Source organism: Paraburkholderia elongata (genome assembly GCF_013177735.1).
GTDB lineage: Bacteria > Pseudomonadota > Gammaproteobacteria > Burkholderiales > Burkholderiaceae > Paraburkholderia > Paraburkholderia elongata.
Window position 1 is genome coordinate 18,151 of the sequence record NZ_WOEZ01000300.1, and the last position, 18,140, is coordinate 36,290.

The 18,140-nt window shown below is 57.9% G+C and carries 18 protein-coding genes; 2 read left to right on the forward strand and 16 right to left on the reverse strand.

Translation table 11 applies throughout. The annotated features are described in order from the left end of the window. Positions 1–24 precede the first annotated feature (24 nt). A complete protein-coding gene (locus GNZ13_RS48295; protein ID WP_172178319.1) occupies positions 25–1,446 on the forward strand; it encodes an aldehyde dehydrogenase family protein in 1,422 nt (473 codons plus the stop codon). Between the two features lie 268 nt (positions 1,447–1,714). Further along, a complete protein-coding gene (locus GNZ13_RS54540; protein ID WP_172178321.1) occupies positions 1,715–1,933 on the forward strand; it encodes a transposase in 219 nt (72 codons plus the stop codon). Here the strand turns inward: GNZ13_RS54540 and GNZ13_RS48305 are convergent. From GNZ13_RS48305 to GNZ13_RS48385, 16 genes are all read right to left on the reverse strand, one after another. After that, positions 1,922–2,599, reverse strand: coding sequence for an RraA family protein (locus tag GNZ13_RS48305; RefSeq protein ID WP_172178323.1), 678 nt, complete (start codon positions 2,597–2,599; stop codon positions 1,922–1,924). The genes GNZ13_RS54540 and GNZ13_RS48305 overlap by 12 nt on opposite strands. Further along, a complete protein-coding gene (locus tag GNZ13_RS48310) occupies positions 2,596–3,258 on the reverse strand; it encodes an RraA family protein (RefSeq protein WP_172178325.1) in 663 nt (220 codons plus the stop codon). Before GNZ13_RS48310 ends, GNZ13_RS48305 begins: the two co-directional genes overlap by 4 nt. After that, positions 3,255–3,932: an RraA family protein gene (locus GNZ13_RS48315; RefSeq protein WP_172178327.1), complete on the reverse strand. Its 678-nt coding sequence runs from the start codon at positions 3,930–3,932 to the stop codon at positions 3,255–3,257. Before GNZ13_RS48315 ends, GNZ13_RS48310 begins: the two co-directional genes overlap by 4 nt. Continuing rightward, entirely contained in the window at positions 3,929–4,330 is a 402-nt protein-coding gene (locus tag GNZ13_RS48320; protein WP_172178329.1) for a RidA family protein, read from the reverse strand. The genes GNZ13_RS48315 and GNZ13_RS48320 overlap by 4 nt, the downstream gene beginning before the upstream one ends. Beyond that, positions 4,321–5,283 (reverse strand): DODA-type extradiol aromatic ring-opening family dioxygenase, encoded by a 963-nt coding sequence (locus GNZ13_RS48325; RefSeq protein WP_172178340.1) that lies wholly within the window; start codon positions 5,281–5,283, stop codon positions 4,321–4,323. The genes GNZ13_RS48320 and GNZ13_RS48325 overlap by 10 nt, the downstream gene beginning before the upstream one ends. A 67-nt stretch (positions 5,284–5,350) precedes the next feature. Beyond that, positions 5,351–6,118 (reverse strand): SDR family NAD(P)-dependent oxidoreductase, encoded by a 768-nt coding sequence (locus tag GNZ13_RS48330; protein ID WP_172178342.1) that lies wholly within the window; start codon positions 6,116–6,118, stop codon positions 5,351–5,353. Further along, a complete protein-coding gene (locus GNZ13_RS48335) occupies positions 6,115–7,818 on the reverse strand; it encodes an AMP-binding protein (RefSeq protein WP_172178344.1) in 1,704 nt (567 codons plus the stop codon). The genes GNZ13_RS48330 and GNZ13_RS48335 overlap by 4 nt, the downstream gene beginning before the upstream one ends. Positions 7,819–7,820: 2 nt before the next feature. Continuing rightward, a complete protein-coding gene (locus tag GNZ13_RS48340) occupies positions 7,821–8,813 on the reverse strand; it encodes an aldo/keto reductase (protein ID WP_172178346.1) in 993 nt (330 codons plus the stop codon). Beyond that, a complete protein-coding gene (locus GNZ13_RS48345; protein WP_236002526.1) occupies positions 8,806–9,873 on the reverse strand; it encodes an MDR/zinc-dependent alcohol dehydrogenase-like family protein in 1,068 nt (355 codons plus the stop codon). Before GNZ13_RS48345 ends, GNZ13_RS48340 begins: the two co-directional genes overlap by 8 nt. Continuing rightward, a complete protein-coding gene (locus tag GNZ13_RS48350; RefSeq protein WP_172178358.1) occupies positions 9,873–11,165 on the reverse strand; it encodes a Rieske 2Fe-2S domain-containing protein in 1,293 nt (430 codons plus the stop codon). The genes GNZ13_RS48345 and GNZ13_RS48350 overlap by 1 nt, the downstream gene beginning before the upstream one ends. 69 nt (positions 11,166–11,234) lie before the next feature. Next, positions 11,235–12,224 (reverse strand): amidohydrolase family protein, encoded by a 990-nt coding sequence (locus tag GNZ13_RS48355; RefSeq protein WP_172178360.1) that lies wholly within the window; start codon positions 12,222–12,224, stop codon positions 11,235–11,237. Positions 12,225–12,848: 624 nt separating this feature from the next. Continuing rightward, positions 12,849–13,556: a TetR/AcrR family transcriptional regulator gene (locus tag GNZ13_RS48365; protein ID WP_172178362.1), complete on the reverse strand. Its 708-nt coding sequence runs from the start codon at positions 13,554–13,556 to the stop codon at positions 12,849–12,851. 161 nt (positions 13,557–13,717) lie between these two features. After that, on the reverse strand, positions 13,718–15,154 hold the full coding sequence (locus tag GNZ13_RS48370) for an MFS transporter (RefSeq protein WP_172178364.1): 1,437 nt from the start codon (positions 15,152–15,154) through the stop codon (positions 13,718–13,720). Positions 15,155–15,157: 3 nt separating this feature from the next. Then, positions 15,158–15,478 carry a 2Fe-2S iron-sulfur cluster-binding protein gene (locus tag GNZ13_RS48375; RefSeq protein WP_097395543.1) on the reverse strand — a complete coding sequence of 107 codons (321 nt, stop codon included), beginning with the start codon at positions 15,476–15,478 and terminating at the stop codon, positions 15,158–15,160. 13 nt (positions 15,479–15,491) lie between these two features. Continuing rightward, positions 15,492–16,739, reverse strand: coding sequence for an NAD(P)/FAD-dependent oxidoreductase (locus GNZ13_RS48380; RefSeq protein WP_172178366.1), 1,248 nt, complete (start codon positions 16,737–16,739; stop codon positions 15,492–15,494). 12 nt (positions 16,740–16,751) lie between these two features. After that, positions 16,752–17,978, reverse strand: a complete 1,227-nt coding sequence (locus GNZ13_RS48385) for a cytochrome P450 (RefSeq protein WP_172178368.1) — start codon at positions 17,976–17,978, stop codon at positions 16,752–16,754. Positions 17,979–18,140 lie beyond the last annotated feature (162 nt).

Below are 18,140 nucleotides of genomic sequence, written 5' to 3' on the forward strand. Positions count from 1 at the left end.
GTCCGGGGAAACACAGGAGCGATCATGCAAACCATCCACCAGACCTACATCGACGGCACCTTCGTGACACCGCACGGCACCGAGACCGTTGAAATCATCAACCCGACCACCGAAAGGCCTCTCGCACGCGCGACCCTCGCCGATGCCCAGGACACGCGTCGCGCCATCGCTGCGGCAAAAAGGGCGTTGCCGGCATTTGCGCAAACAACAGTCGGCGAGCGCGTCGCCATGCTGAAGCGGCTGCACGCTGCCGTCCTGGAATGCAGCGATGCACTGCGCGATGCGACGATTGAAGAATATGGCGCGCCTGTTTCACGGGCCACCTGGATCTCCCACTTCGCGGCGCAATCATTTCTTGACGCCGCAGTGACGCTGGAGGCCTATGACTTCACCCGCGTGATGGGTACCTCAACCGTAGTGATGGAACCTGTGGGCGTTGCTGCCCTCATCACTCCGTGGAACAGCACTGCCGGTTCGATCTGTAGCAAATTGGCGATGGCCATCGCCGCAGGTTGCACGTCCGTGATCAAGCCAAGCGAGCTGAGCCCGATACAAAACAGGATCGTGACGGAAGCAATTCATGCGGCAGGGTTGCCGGCAGGCATCGTCAATATCGTCACCGGACGCGGCGACGTCGTGGGCGCAGAATTGAGCACGCACCCGGATGTCGCCAAGATTTCCTTTACTGGCTCCACTGCGGTGGGCAAGATCATCCAGCGCGCGGCGACCGACACCATGAAGCGTGTCCACCTCGCCTTGGGCGGGAAATCCCCGTCCATCATCCTTGACGATGCGGACCTGACGAAGGCGGTTCCGCTCGCGCTCAATGCGGCGTTCATGAACAACGGGCAGGCATGCATCTCGGGGAGCCGATTGCTGGTACCTGAGCGGCGCTTGGCAGAAGCGATCATGGTGGTGAAAGAGACGGTGGCGCAGATGAAGGTGGGCGCCCCGGCCGACCCAACGACCGTCATTGGCCCCCTGGCCAATCGCAACCAGTACGAACGCATTCAGAACTACATCAGGCTCGGTCTCGCCGAGGGCGCAACGCTTATCACGGGTGGCGAGGGGCGTCCGGCGGGGCTAGAGCAAGGCTATTTCGTCAAGCCGACGGTATTTGCCGATGTGCGCAGCGAGATGATCATCGCACGTGAGGAAATCTTCGGCCCCGTTCTATCCATCCTGACATATGGCAGCGAGGAGGAAGCGATCGACATGGCCAACGATACGGTGTTTGGCCTGCACGCCTACGTCATGTCGTCCGATCCGGCACGGGCAAAGGCTGTGGCGACAAGGCTGGAGGCCGGTCGAGTGATGATCAACACGCTACAGCACGATCCTTTGGCGCCGTTCGGCGGATTTAAGCAGTCGGGCGTCGGGCGCGAGTACGGCGTGCTTGGTCTGGAATCGTACCTGGAGGCAAAGACGTTGCTGGGGGTGTCGTGAAGCCATGGCGAAGAGCCGTGGTCGCGGGCGGCTTCACGCTCGCAAGCGGCCTCACTGCTGGCCGTCGAGATCGCAACCGTCGTCGGCTCTACGCGCCTCGAACGACGCGCCGGTAAAGGTGACGCCAGCGATGGCGACATCGCTACGTTTGTCGAACGTCTAGCGCGATATGCCGCAGCGAAGTAAGCGTCCAAGCAAGTCATGTTGATCCCCGGAGCACAGCCCAGGATGCTCGTATCCATCAGTGATTGGTAGGTACGTAGGCACTATGGATCAGGCAACGCCAGGGCGCGGGGGGCGATTCCCCTGCGAGAAGTTCAGGGCCCAGGCCGTCGAGGCGTGCAGACAGCCTGGGGTTTCGATGGCCTCCGTCGCGATGGCCAACGGCATCAATGCCAATCTCCTTCGTCGCTGGGCTCAGTTAGCACCAGTCACGCCCACACGAAGCGGTTTAACCGTCATTTCGCGCTCCTCCTCAACGGTCTAGACCAAATACTTGCAAGGTCGACTCTCCAGCGCGCAGCCTCGTCAGAATTTCCCTCTCCGCCGCCTCACGTTTCTCGGCGGCGAGAAGCACCTCACCAATCCGCTCATTGGGGATAGAGACCACTCCGTCAATGTCACCCACGATCAGGTCGCCAGGACTCACGAAGATGTCACCCATCAGCACAGGCTTGTTAAGCCATCCCGTCGCACCAAAATCTTTCCCGGTACCGCGGATGCATAAGCCTCTTGAGAAAACAGGAAACCCAACTTCCTCAAGCAGAGCGCCATCTCTCACGCCCGCATCTATGACCAGGCCACCCAGTCGGGCGACCATTCCTGCAGTCGACATGACCTCGCCCCAATATCCTGCTTCATAGTGGCCGCTTGCATAGACGACCAGGATATCGCCCGGGCTGGCCGCCTTGATGGCTCGATGAATCCACAGATTGTCGTTCGGCGGGCAGTGCACAGTAAAAGCCGGCCCTGCCAGCCTGAAACTGGCGGCTGTCGGCTTGATCGACGACGGTAACGCCCCGATCCGGCCTCCAGCTTCGTGAAGTGTCGCCGAGCCGAGCCTGGCGGCTCGTTTGATCTGGTCTGCAGGTAGCGCTACCGTTTTGCGCACCGAGATTGACGTATCGGCGAACGGATCGTGTTCGCCACTCATGCTGAGTCCTTCAAAGATTGAAGGCGGTGGTACCCAAACTGACGGCGAGCCTCGTCTAGCCGAGTACCCTCTCGTGCGAGAGCGCGAATTGCGTCTTCGGCACGCGAAATCTCCTCAGCCGCATCAAGGATGGCGTCCTCATGGGCGCTGGGTAGGACCACTACACCGTCCGCATCGCCGCGCACGAGGTCACCTGGCGCGACGCGAACCGATCCAATTGAAACCACGACTCCAGTGGCCTCCACCTGCACACGATCCTTGCCAGTTCGCATCCAATGTCCGCGAGAAAACACCGGGTATCCGAGCTTGCGACAGAGCGCGACGTCGCGACAGATTCCGTCTATGACTGTTCCGGCAATCCCTCTACGATGAGCGATCTCCGTCAAGATGTCTCCCCACACTGTTACATCTTCACGGCCCCCGTTGTCGAGGACGACAACCGATCCGGGAGGAACGTCATCGATATAGTCGCCTACCGTACCAGCGGGCTTGGAGGCCGGCCCGTAAAGAAGCGTGAAGGCTCGTCCCGTCAACCGGAACTCGTCAGCACGAGCCTTGATCCAGGCACATTGCCCGTGGATTCCAAGGCGATCCAATGCATCGCTCAAAGTTGCGCAGTCGAGCGAGGCTGCACGTTCAACATTTCGGTCCTGATTCATCGCTTCAGCATCTCCTCGTAGTCGGCACCCATGACATGCGTAATCGACATCCCCTCCATCAAAGCCTTGCTCATGATGCTTTCGCGAGCTGCTATCTGTTCCGCGGTATCGAGGACAGCGGCGATGCGTGAGGCTGAAACGAACACGACGGCGGTTCCATCTGCAATCACGTAATCGCCCGTTTGCACAGTCGCGTCCGCGATCTGAACTGTTCCGCCCGTCTCTAGTTCCGCAACTCGGCCACGCGCTGTGAGGGCTGTCGAGCCACGCGCATAGATCGGGAATCCCAATCCACGCGCCTCGTCAACGTCACGCACTAGCCCGTCAGAGATAACACCTGCGATCCCGCGAACTTTTGCGCCAGTCGACAGAATTCCGCCCCAGGATCCAGCGACGATTCCGGTACGCTGTTCGACTACGATGACGTCTCCCTTCTGCGCCATTTCGATGGCCCGCGCACCGAGGTGCGGAGCGGGCGTTCCTCTGCTCGAAACCTCATCGGCCTTCACCAGTTTCACGGTCATAACGCGTCCGTATACTTTCGCCAGACACGATAGCGGTGAGAGTCCTGTGACTGTGCCTTTGAGAGAGAGCTTGTCCAGGCTGTCAGAAACGGCACAGGTGTCGAGCCGGCCAAGCCGCTCCAGGATCGTTGAATCGTTCACGTTGGTCATTTCAGTACGGCTATGATTTCGAGTTGAACAAGCATGCCGCCTCGGAGCGCGGACACGACTGTATGGCGAGCGGGACGGTCATGCGCATCAGGGAAAGCGCGCAGCCATTCTTCGTTAACAGCAGCGCGATATCCCTCCTCGCTAACGAGCACTCGGACATGGCCGACATCACCCAAATCGCCTCCAGCCTCTTTCAACAACCTTTCCATGTTTGCGAAAGCGAATCGGACCTGCGCAGAGAGACCCTCGGCCAGACTACCAGTCGATGGGTCTACTCCCATGATTCCGGAGGAGAACAGCATGTCTCCGACTCGGGTGCCAAAAGGAATCGGCACGGCATGCGAAATCCCTTCTAGATCAAAAGATTCGCGGTGTGGTCGGTCTGGGTTCATAGCCATTTTGCGAACGCCATGCCTACGCCGGTCCCAGCTTCCGAGCGATATCCGGGGATGTAGTCAACGAGCTTCATGCGCAATCCCTCGAGCGCCCCGCCCGCCGCAATCCAGTTCAGAACCTCCGAAGATCCGGACTGCAACTTACTTCTCGGGACTGAGGAGAGCGCCTCGCCATCGCCCTTGGCGAGCCCCTCCAGTATCTGGCGATCAAACTCGCTGTCGATAACGAAGTGACTGAGCCCACCAGAGGCAATCACCGCTACGCGTTCCGCGCCGGGCCACGATTCGATCGCCTTGCGGATTGCCTGTCCAAACGCGTAGCAACGCGCCGCAGTGGGTTGGTTCGGAGGAACATAGGTGTTGATAAGCACGGGGATCATCGGGATGATCTTGTCCTCGCGCATGATGCGGCGACGCACGAACGTAAAGGCATGTCCCAGAGAGCGTTGTTCGTGCTGGCGTGAGTACTGAGCCACATCAAAGTTTTGCTCCATCAGATTTTCAATGATGTGGCGACCGAACTCCGGATGACCCGGATAGCCTTCCTGCCTCTCACCATGAAATGCCCACAGCACTGACGCTCTGGAAGGAACGCTCATATCACCATGGATAAATTCCGGTCTGTCCCAGCTCTTGTCCCCCCAGAAGACTGAGAACGTCGGCATGCAGTCGTCGAGAAATAGTTCCTCCTGGTCATCACCGATCAACACGACGACGTCGGGGGCGACATCGTTGAGTGTCTGAGCGAGATCGGCGATTGCGCTCTGGACCGCGCTATGCTTTTTTTCCCAAACCTCTGGACTGAGTTCCTGGGCAATCCAGTCAGGCTTGCGCTTCAGGAGCTCTTCATAGGGTGTGCGATTCTGGTCAATCCGCGCCTGCTCGCTCCACCACTCCGGCTCCTGGCTAACTTGAGGACTGTGCGACATAGCCAGTCCCAGCACGATCTCGGCCATAAAACTCCTCATTCCTCGTTTGAAGATGCGCGCTGTGCGCATCAATGTGTACGCGTGCTCGTGAAAGTCAGCTCGCGGTCCATCCGCCGTCCACCGGGAGAATCACGCCGGTTATGAAGCTCGCGCCCGGAGACGCCAGAAATAGAATCGGCGGACCTATCTCGTCTGGATGGGCGGCGCGACCGAGCGGCACCCTGTGCTGGATGAGCATGCGCCAGCGCTCGCTTACCTGGCTCTGTTGCGACATGTCTGTAGCAAATGGACCGGGTGCAACCGCATTGACGCGAATACCACGTGGCGCCAGTTCGACAGCAAGCGCTTTTGTCATCTGCACCACTGCGCCCTTGGAGGCCGCATATGCCGAGCGCTCGCTCATTCCGATCAGCCCTGCAGTGGATGCAACATTTACGATCGCACTGCCGGGTTTCATGTGCGCAACAGCGGCGCGACAAACCGACCATACGCCGTATGCGTTAGCACGCATGACCTGCTCGAAGTCGGCATCCGACGTGGCCTGCAACGTTCCACGAGCAATCGCGCCAGCAGAATTCACGAGAATATCGACGCTCCCGGCGTATCTGATCGTCGCTTCCACCACCTTGTCCGCCGTTCCCGGTTGCGACAAATCTCCGACGACGCAGGAAACCTTCGCACCAGCGCCTGCCAGAATTTCGGCCCGTTCATCAAGCGATTGTTGGTTACGTGCTACCAACACCACATGAGCTCCTGCATTGGCCAAGGCGGCAGCTGCCGCTGCGCCCAGTCCTCTCGATCCCCCGGTCACAACGGCGACCCGTCCGGATAAATCAAATGGCACGCCTGCGCCATTGCTCATACCGCTTTCTCCCGCAGAACACGTCGTAGCACCTTGCCCGAATTGTTCTTAGGCAACTCGTCGAGGACCTCGATCAGGCGCGGCACCTTGTACGACGCCAGTCGCTCCCGGCAAAACAGCGTCAACTCCTCTTGCGTAATCGTCGCCGATGGACGCAAGACGACGAACGCTTTCGGTGCTTCGCCACGGTAACTATCAGGCACTCCTATCACCGCGGCCTCGCTAATCGCTGGATGCTCCAGCAACACGTCCTCGACCTCGCGTGGCCACACCTTGAAACCGGATGCGACGATCATGTCCTTTGACCGGTCTACGACATAAAACCAGCCTTCTGTGTCGGCACGCCCGATGTCCCCCGTGCGCAACCAGCCGTCTTCAAATGCAGCCGCTGATGCGTCCGGCTTCCGCCAATACCCCGCGACGACCTGCGGACCCAAGGTCATCACCTCGCCAACGTCTCCGCCGAAGGGCAACGTCGCACGCGACTGCAAATCGACTATCCGGCAACGTGTTCCGGGGACTGGTACACCTATCGACAGCGAGCCAGTCAATTCATCCACCGGAGCTCGGCGTCCCAAAGGCACCAGGTGCGAGGGCGACGTCGTCTCCGTCAGACCATAGGCGTTGTGGATATACACGCCCGTCGCTGCCTCCCATCGCTCGACGGTCGCCGGCGCCACGGGTGCGCCCCCGCTAAACAACTTGCGAAAATGGGATAGGCGCGAGGGGTCGAACGCGGGCTGGTCAAGAAGCGCGATGTAAGCAGTAATGGCCGCCACCGTCGTCGTGCAGCGATGGCGCGCCAACAAATCGAGTACGGTGGCTGCTTCGAACCGATAGCACATGACTACGGCAGCTCCCGCGACCAACCCTGCCGCGATATGGGCGACCAACCCTGTTACGTGCGAAAAAGGCGCGGCCGCAAAGAGGACATCATCGGAGGTAAGTTCCAGCCATTGACGATAGACCTCCGCGCTGGACGCCACATTTGCGTGAGAGATAAGTGCAGCCTTGGGCTCACCCGTGGTTCCTGACGTGTATGTCAGGAAGGCGATATCACTCCGATCAATCGACCATCCAGACGATGTGCCTGGCTTGTCGAGAAGCGTCGACAGATGGCTCCATCCATCGGGCATCTCAATGTCCTCACTGACTTTCCCGAGAAGGTTGGGCGTGTCGCCCTCACGAAGAAACTCATTGGCAAACGAGACCGCGACGGAAAGGCTTCCTCCCCAGTCCAAAGTCGCACCATGAAGTGCCATGGCCTGCTCTGCCCCGACGATCGCAGCACACGGTTCAGCGTCGTGCAGATAGTGAACCAGTTCTCGCCGTTTGAGCATGGGATTGAGCGGCACAACGATTGCACCCAGACGCCAGACCGCCAGCACTCCGATTACCGTTGCCGGAGTGTTTTGATTCAAGATTACGACCCGGTCGCCCTTCTTTACCCGGTCGGCCCACGCTGTAACCAGGGCGTCGACCTTTTGGCCGAGCTGACGGAAGCTAAGCGCGGTATCGAAATACCAGAGTGCAATCGCATCGGGGCGCGTCGCCACGTTGACCTCAAAAGCGTCAAGTGGCAATGCTGGCTCGATAGCGGCGTGCGGGCCGATACCGGGAGCGTAGAGGCGGACCCACCGGCGATCGTCGGTTGACCCTTCATCACTCGAGACTCCATCGGAGAGGCGGATCTCAGACATAGTCATGCCATTTCATATAGTTCACGAAAACGGGCGGCGATCTGCTGGAGCCGTTCGAGCTCCAGGGGTCCCGCCTGTGCGGCAGCGATTGCTTCGTCGAGATGTGAACGCTCGGAGATACCCACCAGAACTGTGTCGATCATAGGTTCACTCAAGGCGAAACGCAGCGCGAGACGGGTCATTGACGCGCCTTCTGGCACGAAGGCGCGAAATGCATCCGCCTTCACGCGGTCCGCATCCACTTCGGCTCGAGACAGTGACGAATAGGACTTCGCAAAACGATGAAGCTCACCGCTTTCGCTAAGCGCACCCGCCGCGAGAACGCGAATACCGACCACGCCAACATCGCGGTTCGACGCCTTCGAGATTATCTCTCCGTAGTCCTGAGCACGCCACGCTGCAACGGTCGGAACGACCGCGCTCGGGTTGATGAGGTTGTAGTAGGCTTGAAAAAGGTCGAAGCGGTCGGCTTCGATGACGTCAAGAATCGAGTCGGTATGACCTAGACCTGTGAAACCAATGGCACCGACGATGCCTCTGCTTTTCAATCCTTCCATGACGTCAGCTACCCCGCCGGGCTGCAATATGTCGTCTACGGAGAGAACGCGACCGGCCAGATCCCGTTGACGTCCCACACGACTATGCAGGTACAGGATGTCCAGGCGTTCTCGGTTCAGCCGTTCCTGGCTGCGCTGGACGGAACGGACGATTGCACCTTCCAGGTCATCAAGGTCGCCAGGGGCAATGTCGATCTTGGTACTGATGATCGGCGATGCGCCGAGGGTCTTGAGCGTTTTTCCCAGATTAACTTCCGAGTGGCCGCCGCCGTACGTCGGAGACGTGTCGAAGATATTAATCCCTCGCTCCAGCGCGTTGCCGATGACAGCGCACTGTTCGTGCTCGCTGCCGCGGACCATGAGCCCCGCGGTCCCGCCACAGCCGAATGAAATCTCAGAAACTTCAAACCCGGTACGTCCTAAACGGCGCTTACGCATCGACGTTGCTCCTTGACGAGGCTGCATCCTGAATGACGACATGAGCTCCACGAACTACACCACCATCGAGCAATCCTTTGAGAACAGCTTCCGCAGCCTCAAATCCGTGGACCTCCCCTGCAAACCCTCGAAGCCTCTTTCGCTCGGCCGAGACAATCTCTACCGCCTTTTTCAGAGACTGAGCCGATGCACCACGTCCGCCTTTAAGGGTGAGTCCCTTGCGACGAATCGTCTCCGGCTCCATCCCGGACGGTTTGGTTGAAGTGCATGCCAATATCACTCGCCCAAGTGGACCAGCCATTTCAACCGAAGCCGCAACGTACTCCACCGGAGCCTCTGTCACGACCACGATCACGTCGTAGGGTCCTTCGATTTTCGGTGCAGCGGGAAAGCTGCGCACGTTGGCTCCCATTGCCCAACAGGTTTTGATCGCGTCTACACCACGTGAATCGCCGTACACAACGACTTTCGACGCTCCCGCGTGTAGAGCCACCAAAGCTGTTGCCGCGCCCATCCGGCTCGTGCCGAGGATCGCCACTGATTCCCCTGCCTTGATCTCTGCGCCAAGGTGGAGCCATTCAACGCCCGAAGCTACGGGAAACGCGAAGGTCGCGAGCTCGATGGGCAAATCTTCAGGTATCGGGACAAGTACTGATTGTTCGTCGAGCGTCACAGTCTCCGCATATCCTCCCCAGTTACTGGAAGATGAGTCTTGAACAATGTGTCCATATCGCGGTGATTTGCAGAATCGCTTTTGATCGCGCAAACACCAATCGCACTTCCCGCAAGGCCGTGCGTCATCGATCATGACCCTTGCACCGAGCAACTCCTGTAGCGCACGCGGGGCGGTGGGCCCAACATCCTCGACGCGCCCCACGATCTCGTGCCCGAGTACCAAAGGCGTAGTCATCACCGGACCATATCCATGGAGTGTTTCGGCATCTCCGATACAAACAGCACTCCCTTCCACCCGGAGAACCGCTCCACTCTCACCCGCTGATACCACTGGGAGATCGCGCAACTCCAGCTTGCCGTCTCCGACGTGAACGAGGCCTCGCATCAAACAGCCTTTCCCAGTGACGCCGTTGCCGCGGCGCCGTAAAGCTTTTCCCACCAATCGTCGTCGCGATTGATCGTCGCCGCAGCGCTTCGTACCTGGCTGTAGTCGCTATTAAGTGCAGGAATTTCAGGTTCCTTGCCGTCTCTAATCTGACGAGCTGTTGCGAGGAGCATGCGTCGCATGTGAACAATTGCCTTGTCGGTCATCCCCAGATGCTCGATGGTGCGATCCTGGATGGGCCCCATCGACTCCTGCACAGCAATATCTTGCATGGTCGTGCCATACAGTCCGGTGTAGGTCTTTCCCGCCTTGATGCCTTCGCGATCCTGGAACCATCGGTTGTCGGCACGTCCTGGACGGCGATAGTCGGGCAGCAGATCCTCACCCATCCGCAAGCCGAGGAAAGTTTCATGCGCCTTCACTTCGACCGGCGAGAGTGGATGCTCGTTGTCGTACCAGACAAGGTACATTGCCGTGTTTTCGCTATCTAGCGGCACTGACGCTTGCATGTACACGGGAGGGATCATGCTGTAGAACGGCAAGGCATAAGCCGTAGCCCTCACGTATGCGAGTTTCTCCGGATCGGCCACTGCCTTGCGGATTGCGCCATAGATAAAGCCGAACTCGGTCTCTCTGACGTCGATCTCGGGTGAAGTATCGGTTGAAGGCCGCGAACGTCGGCCATCGCTGTGAACTTGATCCTGATCGTAATCGCCCGACGCACTTGTCTCTGCGCTATGCAGAAAATCACTGTGTGCCGAATCGAGTGAACCCTCGAGCGACTGCACAAAGTTGACGTTATAGAGCGTTTTTCTCACAACGTAATGAGTCGGCGGCAAGTCCATCCATGGAAAGCGTGGAAGTGGGGGTGGCTCTCCGGGTCCCAAGTAAGCCCACAACAGTCCGCCCGCTTCGACACACGGGTAGGTCGTGTTATTCACCCGTCCGCACATCCGGCTATCTTTCGGCTCGCCAGGCATTTCACATACATGGCCGGCCACATCAATCTTCCAGCCGTGATAAATGCAGCGCAGTCCGTCACCTTCATCACGCGCTAGCATGAGCGATACACCGCGATGGGGACACACCTCGGACATCAAACCTACCCGGCCTTCGGCATTTCGCCAAGCCACGAGTCGCTCACCCACCAGATTGACGCGAACCGGCCCTTCGCCGGGTGACGGAATCTCATCCAGCAAACATGCCGGCATCCAGAACCGCCGCAGGAAGATGCCCATGGGCTGGTCTCCCTCTACACGGCACATCAATTCATTGTCAGCCTTTGACAGCATGGGGTATCTCCATTGTTAGTCGAGCCGTCCCGCCCGATCTGCGGGACCGGTTGCGAGATCGTTCGCTCGCTAGTCTTTGAACGCGCGCGGGTAAACCTTTCGGCAGTTCCCTTCGAAAATCTTGTACTTATCCTCAGCCGTCAGCCATGGGATGGCTTCAATCGCAGGCTTTAGGTCGTCGAAGTCGCGCCCCGTATGCCTACACGCGATGGTGCCCGTCCCTGGTCGTTCCGTGCCAAAAAGGCAGTTGTCTACGCCAAGCACCCGGAATTGAAATTCCAGCGCCTCGGGCGAATAGTTGCAGGTGTCGTAATAGAGTTTGCGAACCTTCTCGTCGAACGTTTCACCGCCCCGTCGCTCGGTCCATGCGCGAAAGCGCCCCATTTGATACGGAATAGCCCCCCCGCCGTGCGCGACAACAATCTTCAATGTCGGGAAGTCTTCGAACACGCGGCTCTCCAGCAAGGAGATGATCGAAATACTCTCTTCGTTGATGAATTTCAGCGTGTAGGATTCTCGCGGATTGCAGCAACTCGCTGAGTGAATGAGCGCCGGCACATCGAGCTCGACAAGTTTTTCGTACAGGGGATACCAGAAGCGATCGCCAAGGCCGGGCGGCGCTGTTTCTTCACCCTCCGTGGGATCCGGATTCAACAGGCAGCCGACGAAGCCCAACTCCTTCACACATCGCTCCAGCTCGGCCAAGCAGTTTGCAGGGCTCTCCGCACGAAACTGCGGAAGGCCGGCGACTGCCCTGAAACGGTCCGGGTGCAACTGGCATTGGGCATGGATGGCATCATTGACTGCACGAGTCCACAACGCGGTTACTTTGGCCGGCTTGATCGAGTGCAGCATCATGTACGGGCGCGGAGAGAGAAACTGCACGTCAGTTCCCACGCCATCCATAATTTCGATCAGTCGATTCGAAACAGCATGCAGCGCCTCCTCCTTGATTCCGGAGAACGGCGCGGCCGGATTGGCACGGCTGGCTACCAGTTCGCTCATGTACCTATACAGTTCGTCGGTCATAACAACATGGGCGTGACTGTCGATGATCATGCGATAGCTCCGAAGCTGCGATTCGTTCATTGGACCAGGAAACCATTCGGAATCTGTTACCCTTTATGGGATTTAAGTTCCATGTAGAAACAATATAACCTTGTCCGTGAGGCGTCAAGCAACTTTTGTCGGCAATCGTTGGATTCACTGTCGGGAATGCGTCTATGCGTGCCAGAGCCGAGCGCCCGAGGCGCTCGTACACCGGTGCTACCAAACTCAACTTGGTACTGACAGGGGAGAGGGGGAGGTGAAGGCGCGGACGGTGGGGTCCGTTATCAGACCAACGCGGCGAACGACGGCGGCACCGTGTTCACGATGAATTCGAACGGCTACTACAGTTCGAACAAGCTCGGCTTTCCCGGCAATGAAGATCTCGGTGATGGCTGGACGGGTACCCGATCTACGAAATGATCACCGAGTACAACACTCCGACGAATAGCACATCAGCACGAGTCGCAGCGCGTATTTCGATAACACGCGCGCGGACAAAATGAACGCGGATACGTCCGCGTCCGTGGGCGCCTGTCCTCGGTCCTGTTCAAGGATTTCCCGACATCGCGTTTCGTCATTCCGCTTGGGGGCGGTGTAGTGTCGTATTACTGACGACGTTCATGCGGCATTTCATCACCGTTGAGCCGGCTTCCGAGGCGCCGGCTTCCGAACGATTTGCTTGATGGCGCGGGGTTCATCTTCGCTTTTGGCAGATTTTGACCCACCGGCTTGGTCCAGTTCGGCCAACGCAGCCTTAAGAATGGCGAGAGCCCCCCAGATCTTGATTTCCCGAGCCTTTTCTGTGGAGAGAAAGCAGACGTCATGCAATACAACGACCGACTCGATACCGATAAACAGGCTGAGCGCCCCGATTAACTTCTCGTAACGCTTCGTACCAAGCTGAGTACGCAGCATACCGATTGCCGACTCAAGCACTTCCTTCCGTGCCCCTCTACGATGCGGGAGCAACTCGTCATCTGAGCCCTCATTGTTCAACGAGAGCTTCAGCATCGTGCGATAAAGGTAATTGTGGTCGGTAATCGTAATGTCACTGGCCTCAACCACCGAGCGGAGACGATCTTCGACCGTTTGCTTGCTCTCGAGCGCCGCGTCAATACTTCGTTTCTCAACCTCCGTTGACGCGTAGAGCGTGGCGTGCACCACGAGCGTCTCGACGGACGGAAAGTAGCGATACGCTGTCGTGCGACCCACTCTAGCGCTATCTGCCACCTCGGCAACGGTGAAGGTTTTGCCCTCACGTACAAATTGTGCGGCGCATTCGACTAGTGCCATATGCGTGCGCATTTTCTGATTGCTTCTCCCACCAACAAGGTTCGACATGATTCTCCAATCGGGCACGGCCCGCCGACAAGGAAGTCCTCAACGTATATCTGCTGAATGGTACACCATCCCCATGGCGAGACAGAACAACCGAGTTGAGCCTTTCTGGAGCCGAACGTCGATGTGAAGCGCAGCTGCAAATCGAAGGATGCGAAAGCCCCTCAGTTGACTGTACGTGACCCCGAGGACTTGCGTGCAAAACCCAGTAGAGCAGCTAGCACTGCCATGATGGCTGAGACACCTATGGCGGCTTGGCCTACGTGACCAAACAATCGGAAAAATATCGCTACCAGCATCGCGCCAAGGATCTGACCCGTGGTACGCGAAATCGCAATTAGTCCAGCCGCCGCACCACTCCTGTGCATTGGAGCGGAAGACAATAGCGTACGATTGTTCGGCGATTGGAAGAAGCCGAAGCCTATACCGCAGACGCCCATGCGAATGGCAATAGCGGTCAACTCCATTCCAGGTGAAAGCCACAGAAGTGAGCTCAACCCAGCTGCCATCACGAAAAGGCCGCACCCAATCAGCACCTCGACCGACACGCGATCCGCGAGCCTGCCAGCGAGGGGCGCGGCAAGCGCCACGCCGGCAGGCCATGGCGTCATAAGCAAACCGATTTGCACGAGATTGAAATGCAAACCGTCCTGAAGGTAGAAAGGAAGAGCAACCTGGGTCAGCGTCTGTGCGGTAAATGTGGACACTGACGTTAGCGCAGCCAAACGTACCAAGCGTATCCTGAGAAGGTCGATCGGTACAAGCGGTCGACTCTGAGACAAACAACGATTCACCAGCACTACCGCCACAATGACGCCACCGATCAAGACCGCGCCACCCCGCAACTCGGAAGGATTTCGCGTGACCAGATCGATCCCACTCAACATCATCGCAAAAGCGATGATGTTCAAAACAATGCTCAATACATCCAGCTGCCTATCTGCCTTCGGGCTCTCTGGCAATGTTCGCCAAGCCAAGGCTAAGGCCAGTGCGCCAACTGGAAGATTAATAGCGAATAGCCATTGCCAGGGACCCAGCGCGAGCATGACCGAGGCAATCGTAGGCCCTAATGCGCCAAACGCGGCGATGATTAAAGCGTTCGCACCGAGCGCCGCACCGAGGAGCCGCGGTGGATACATAAAACGAGCGAGTGCACCATTCACACTCATAATGCCCGCGCCGCCGATTCCCTGAATCGCCCGCGCGACGACCAGTTCAGTGAGATCGTGCGACGTTACGCAACCCAGGGAGGCTAGCGTAAAAATACACAGACCGCCGATAAAGACTCGACGATAGGTAATGATTTCCCCGAGCGCTGACATCGGCAACAGCGAGATCACGACACCCAGTTGAAACGCGCTTACGATCGCAATCGAATCAGCAGGCGAAGCCCCTAAATCACGCGCAATCGTCGGGAGCGCAACGTTAGCAATTGAGCTGTCAAGTATGCTGACAATCAAGGCTAACCAAACCCCGGCTAGCGCAAGATGGCGCCGCGGGGTGGGAAGACCTTCGTGCCGACAATCCTCCCCTGCGACACCCTCCCGTGGCGCGACCGTTCCAGCCGGATCATTTAACTCAACCGAGTTATCTGTGTCCATTGGTCAATGTTGGCTCTCAGGAATGGCCACGACCAGACCGTCTAGCGCCTCAACAACCTGCAATTGGCAAGAAAGCCGGGAATTCGGGAGAACAACCTGCGCGAAATCCAGCATGCTGGCTTCCATGTCGCCCACCTTGTTTACCCTGTCTTTCCAGGACTCGTCAACATAGACATGGCACGTTGCGCATGCACATGCACCACCGCAATCCGCATCGATTCCAGGTATCCCGTTCTTGATGGCGGTCTGCATCACGCTGTCGCCATTTCGAGCATCCACGGTTCGATGCGTACCATCAGCCGTAATAAAAGTGATCTGGGGCATAGACTCTTCGCGATCAGATCGCGACCTCCTTCATTGAAATATTTGGATTGCGCAGACGCTCGATGTTGATTTCGGTCCTGGCACCGATGAGTTGACGACCCATCATGAATTCAGGCACCGCGTTTACGGCTTCAACCGCTTGGATGCGTTGATCGGCGCTGACGTGAAAGACCGCAAACCTGTCTTCGTCGGGGTCGCCCCGAATTACTATCTCGGCAACATCCATGGGCAAACCGGCAATCTGCAACTTCACATCGAACTGATCTGACCAGAACCAAGGAGTCTCGGGTTTTGGCGCCGGCAAGTTGCAGATAGAGGCCGCCGCCTGCTTCGCCTGTTCAAGCGCGTTGGGCACACTCTCGAGACGCACCTTTCGGTTGTACAGTGGAAGCGGTCTACGCGTGCAATCTCCAATTGCGTAGATGTTCGGATCGTCTGTGCGCGCTGAGAGATCGACGAGCACGCCGTCATCGCATCGCAATCCAGCATGACGCGCCAATTCCTCATTTGGAACCGCACCAACTCCTACGAGGACCAGATCGGCCGGCAATTGCTCACCGTCGTCCAAGCACACGCTTGCCGCTCCATCCAGCATCTGCACGGATGTAACTGACCGGCCCAAGCGAAAAGTAACGCCGCGTTGACTGTGATAGCGAAGAAAGAAGCTCGAGAGTTGCGAGCAAGCAACCCGAGCCAAAGGACGCGCCTCCCTCTCAACTACCACGACTTCGGCGCCGAGAGCACGCGCCGACGCAGCTACCTCCAAACCCACATACCCGCCACCAACAATCACCACTCGCGCGCCGGGTTTAAGTGCGAGCTTCAATTTTTCCGCATCGGCCGCAGTGCGTAGCTCAAGCACGACAGGCAGCGATGTTCCTTCGAAAGGCGCAGTACGGGCTCGGGCTCCAGTGGCCAGGATGAGATTGTCGTAATTCACTGTTTTGCCATCCGCCATACATACTAGCCGAGCCAAGCGGTCGATGGCGTCGACACGCGTGTTGAGGTATAGCTGTATGCAGTTCTCGAGATAGAACTCTGCGGGCCTCAACCGAAGACCTTCTTCGTTTGCTTCGCCTTTGAGCCATGCCTTAGAGAGAGGTGGTCGCTGATACGGCTCCAGCGGCTCCTCCCCAATCAAGGTGATTGATCCGGCAAAACCATTCTGGCGTAGAAACGCTGCGACCGATCCCCCAGCATGGCCTGCACCAATAATCACCGTGCCAGGTGACTGCAATGAGTTGATACTTGTCTCCAACATGGCGTTCTCTCTTCAAGAGACGTTGACTGACTCACCCCATTGCAACGGCAACTCAACCAGACCGAGCGTTACACCCGTGTGGTAGGAGAGCGATGCTCCAGGCCTTACCCGCAGCTCTGGTAATCTGGGGAGCAGTTCTTCGAGCATGATGCGCAACTCCAACCGGGCAAGAGGAGCGCCAACGCACATGTGCGGTCCGGAACCAAACGCGCAATGCTGCCGCCGGTTTGAGCGATCAAAATCAACCTCAAGCGCCTGGGGGAATATCTCTTCGTCCAAGCCTGCGGCAGAGATAAGGCAAAGCACCATGTCGCCTTTACGAAGCTCTACTCCTGCGTACGTTGCGTCACGCGTGACTTCACGACCGATGCTTATGATGCTGAAACGGCGGAGCAACTCCTCGACGGCGTCAGGGATTTTGTCGGGGTTATTCAGTAGCTTCTGACGCTGATTCTCATGCTCGGCCAGATAACGCATGATGTGCGTCATCTGAGCAGCCACCGTGTCGAGTCCTCCATTGAAAAGCGTAATGAGGATCGACAGCATCTCCTCGCGACTAAGCGGTCTTCCGTCGACTCGCGTCCTCAGCAACGAAGGCATGATGTGACCACCGCTTTTTTCCGGATCTACCAATTGTTCATCGAGCCAACCACTGAGATAGGCAATCGACTTCTCATGCGCGTCGTTAGATTCTTGTTGCGACGCGCCATGAAAATAGCTCTGCACCCAGCCGATCATTTCGTCGCGTCGTTCAAGCGGCAGACCGCACATTCGCATGAAAATCTCAACCGGCATACGCATGGCGAAGTCGCGTACAAACTCAGCTTCGTTGCGTGTGGCCAACTCGTTCGCCAACCCGCGGGCAGTGGCGCGAATTGCTGGAGTGAGTTCGTCCAGGATCCGATGGCCGAAAAGTTCCACGACACTAATCCGATACTTACCGTGCTCAGGAGGGTCCATGTGGTGCGGAATCGACGGAACCGTACGTTCAACACGAGGTACCCGAATATTTCGGCTGGAGAAAAGTTCGCAATTGCGCAGGATGTCGATGACAGTCTCACGCTTCGCGGCACACCAATGGCCGCCGAGCTCCGGCGAGTAGAAAAAGCCCGGACCGGTTCCCAAGTCGTGTAACTCGGTCCACGGATCGGCGACCATCGCTTCGCCAGTCCGATAGTTAAAGGACACAACCCGGTCCGCCGGAACATCATTCAACCTTCCATGCACTGGACAACCCATTTTCGCTCCTGTTTATCGTGCCCCAGGACCCAACCCCTTCCTCGGGACAAATTTTCATAATGGGACTGTTGTACCATTGAGAAAAAGCGCGTGTCAAGCACGGAACGAGGCTTCGTGGTGGTCATCGTCGATGTGTTCGCGCCTGGACGGCAACAGCCGCCG

Coding starts and splice junctions, on each gene's coding strand:
- GNZ13_RS48370 (WP_172178364.1), bottom strand. CDS start 15,154: ATGGACACAGATAACTCGGTTGAGTTAAATGATCCGGCTGGAACGGTC.
- GNZ13_RS54540 (WP_172178321.1), top strand. CDS start 1,715: ATGGATCAGGCAACGCCAGGGCGCGGGGGGCGATTCCCCTGCGAGAAG.
- GNZ13_RS48295 (WP_172178319.1), top strand. CDS start 25: ATGCAAACCATCCACCAGACCTACATCGACGGCACCTTCGTGACACCG.
- GNZ13_RS48365 (WP_172178362.1), bottom strand. CDS start 13,556: ATGTCGAACCTTGTTGGTGGGAGAAGCAATCAGAAAATGCGCACGCAT.
- GNZ13_RS48310 (WP_172178325.1), bottom strand. CDS start 3,258: ATGAATCAGGACCGAAATGTTGAACGTGCAGCCTCGCTCGACTGCGCA.
- GNZ13_RS48380 (WP_172178366.1), bottom strand. CDS start 16,739: ATGTTGGAGACAAGTATCAACTCATTGCAGTCACCTGGCACGGTGATT.
- GNZ13_RS48305 (WP_172178323.1), bottom strand. CDS start 2,599: ATGAGTGGCGAACACGATCCGTTCGCCGATACGTCAATCTCGGTGCGC.
- GNZ13_RS48325 (WP_172178340.1), bottom strand. CDS start 5,283: ATGGCCGAGATCGTGCTGGGACTGGCTATGTCGCACAGTCCTCAAGTT.
- GNZ13_RS48315 (WP_172178327.1), bottom strand. CDS start 3,932: ATGACCAACGTGAACGATTCAACGATCCTGGAGCGGCTTGGCCGGCTC.
- GNZ13_RS48345 (WP_236002526.1), bottom strand. CDS start 9,873: ATGCGAGGCCTCGTTCACGTCGGAGACGGCAAGCTGGAGTTGCGCGAT.
- GNZ13_RS48350 (WP_172178358.1), bottom strand. CDS start 11,165: ATGCTGTCAAAGGCTGACAATGAATTGATGTGCCGTGTAGAGGGAGAC.
- GNZ13_RS48320 (WP_172178329.1), bottom strand. CDS start 4,330: ATGGCTATGAACCCAGACCGACCACACCGCGAATCTTTTGATCTAGAA.
- GNZ13_RS48335 (WP_172178344.1), bottom strand. CDS start 7,818: ATGTCTGAGATCCGCCTCTCCGATGGAGTCTCGAGTGATGAAGGGTCA.
- GNZ13_RS48355 (WP_172178360.1), bottom strand. CDS start 12,224: ATGATCATCGACAGTCACGCCCATGTTGTTATGACCGACGAACTGTAT.
- GNZ13_RS48340 (WP_172178346.1), bottom strand. CDS start 8,813: ATGCGTAAGCGCCGTTTAGGACGTACCGGGTTTGAAGTTTCTGAGATT.
- GNZ13_RS48330 (WP_172178342.1), bottom strand. CDS start 6,118: ATGAGCAATGGCGCAGGCGTGCCATTTGATTTATCCGGACGGGTCGCC.
- GNZ13_RS48385 (WP_172178368.1), bottom strand. CDS start 17,978: ATGGGTTGTCCAGTGCATGGAAGGTTGAATGATGTTCCGGCGGACCGG.
- GNZ13_RS48375 (WP_097395543.1), bottom strand. CDS start 15,478: ATGCCCCAGATCACTTTTATTACGGCTGATGGTACGCATCGAACCGTG.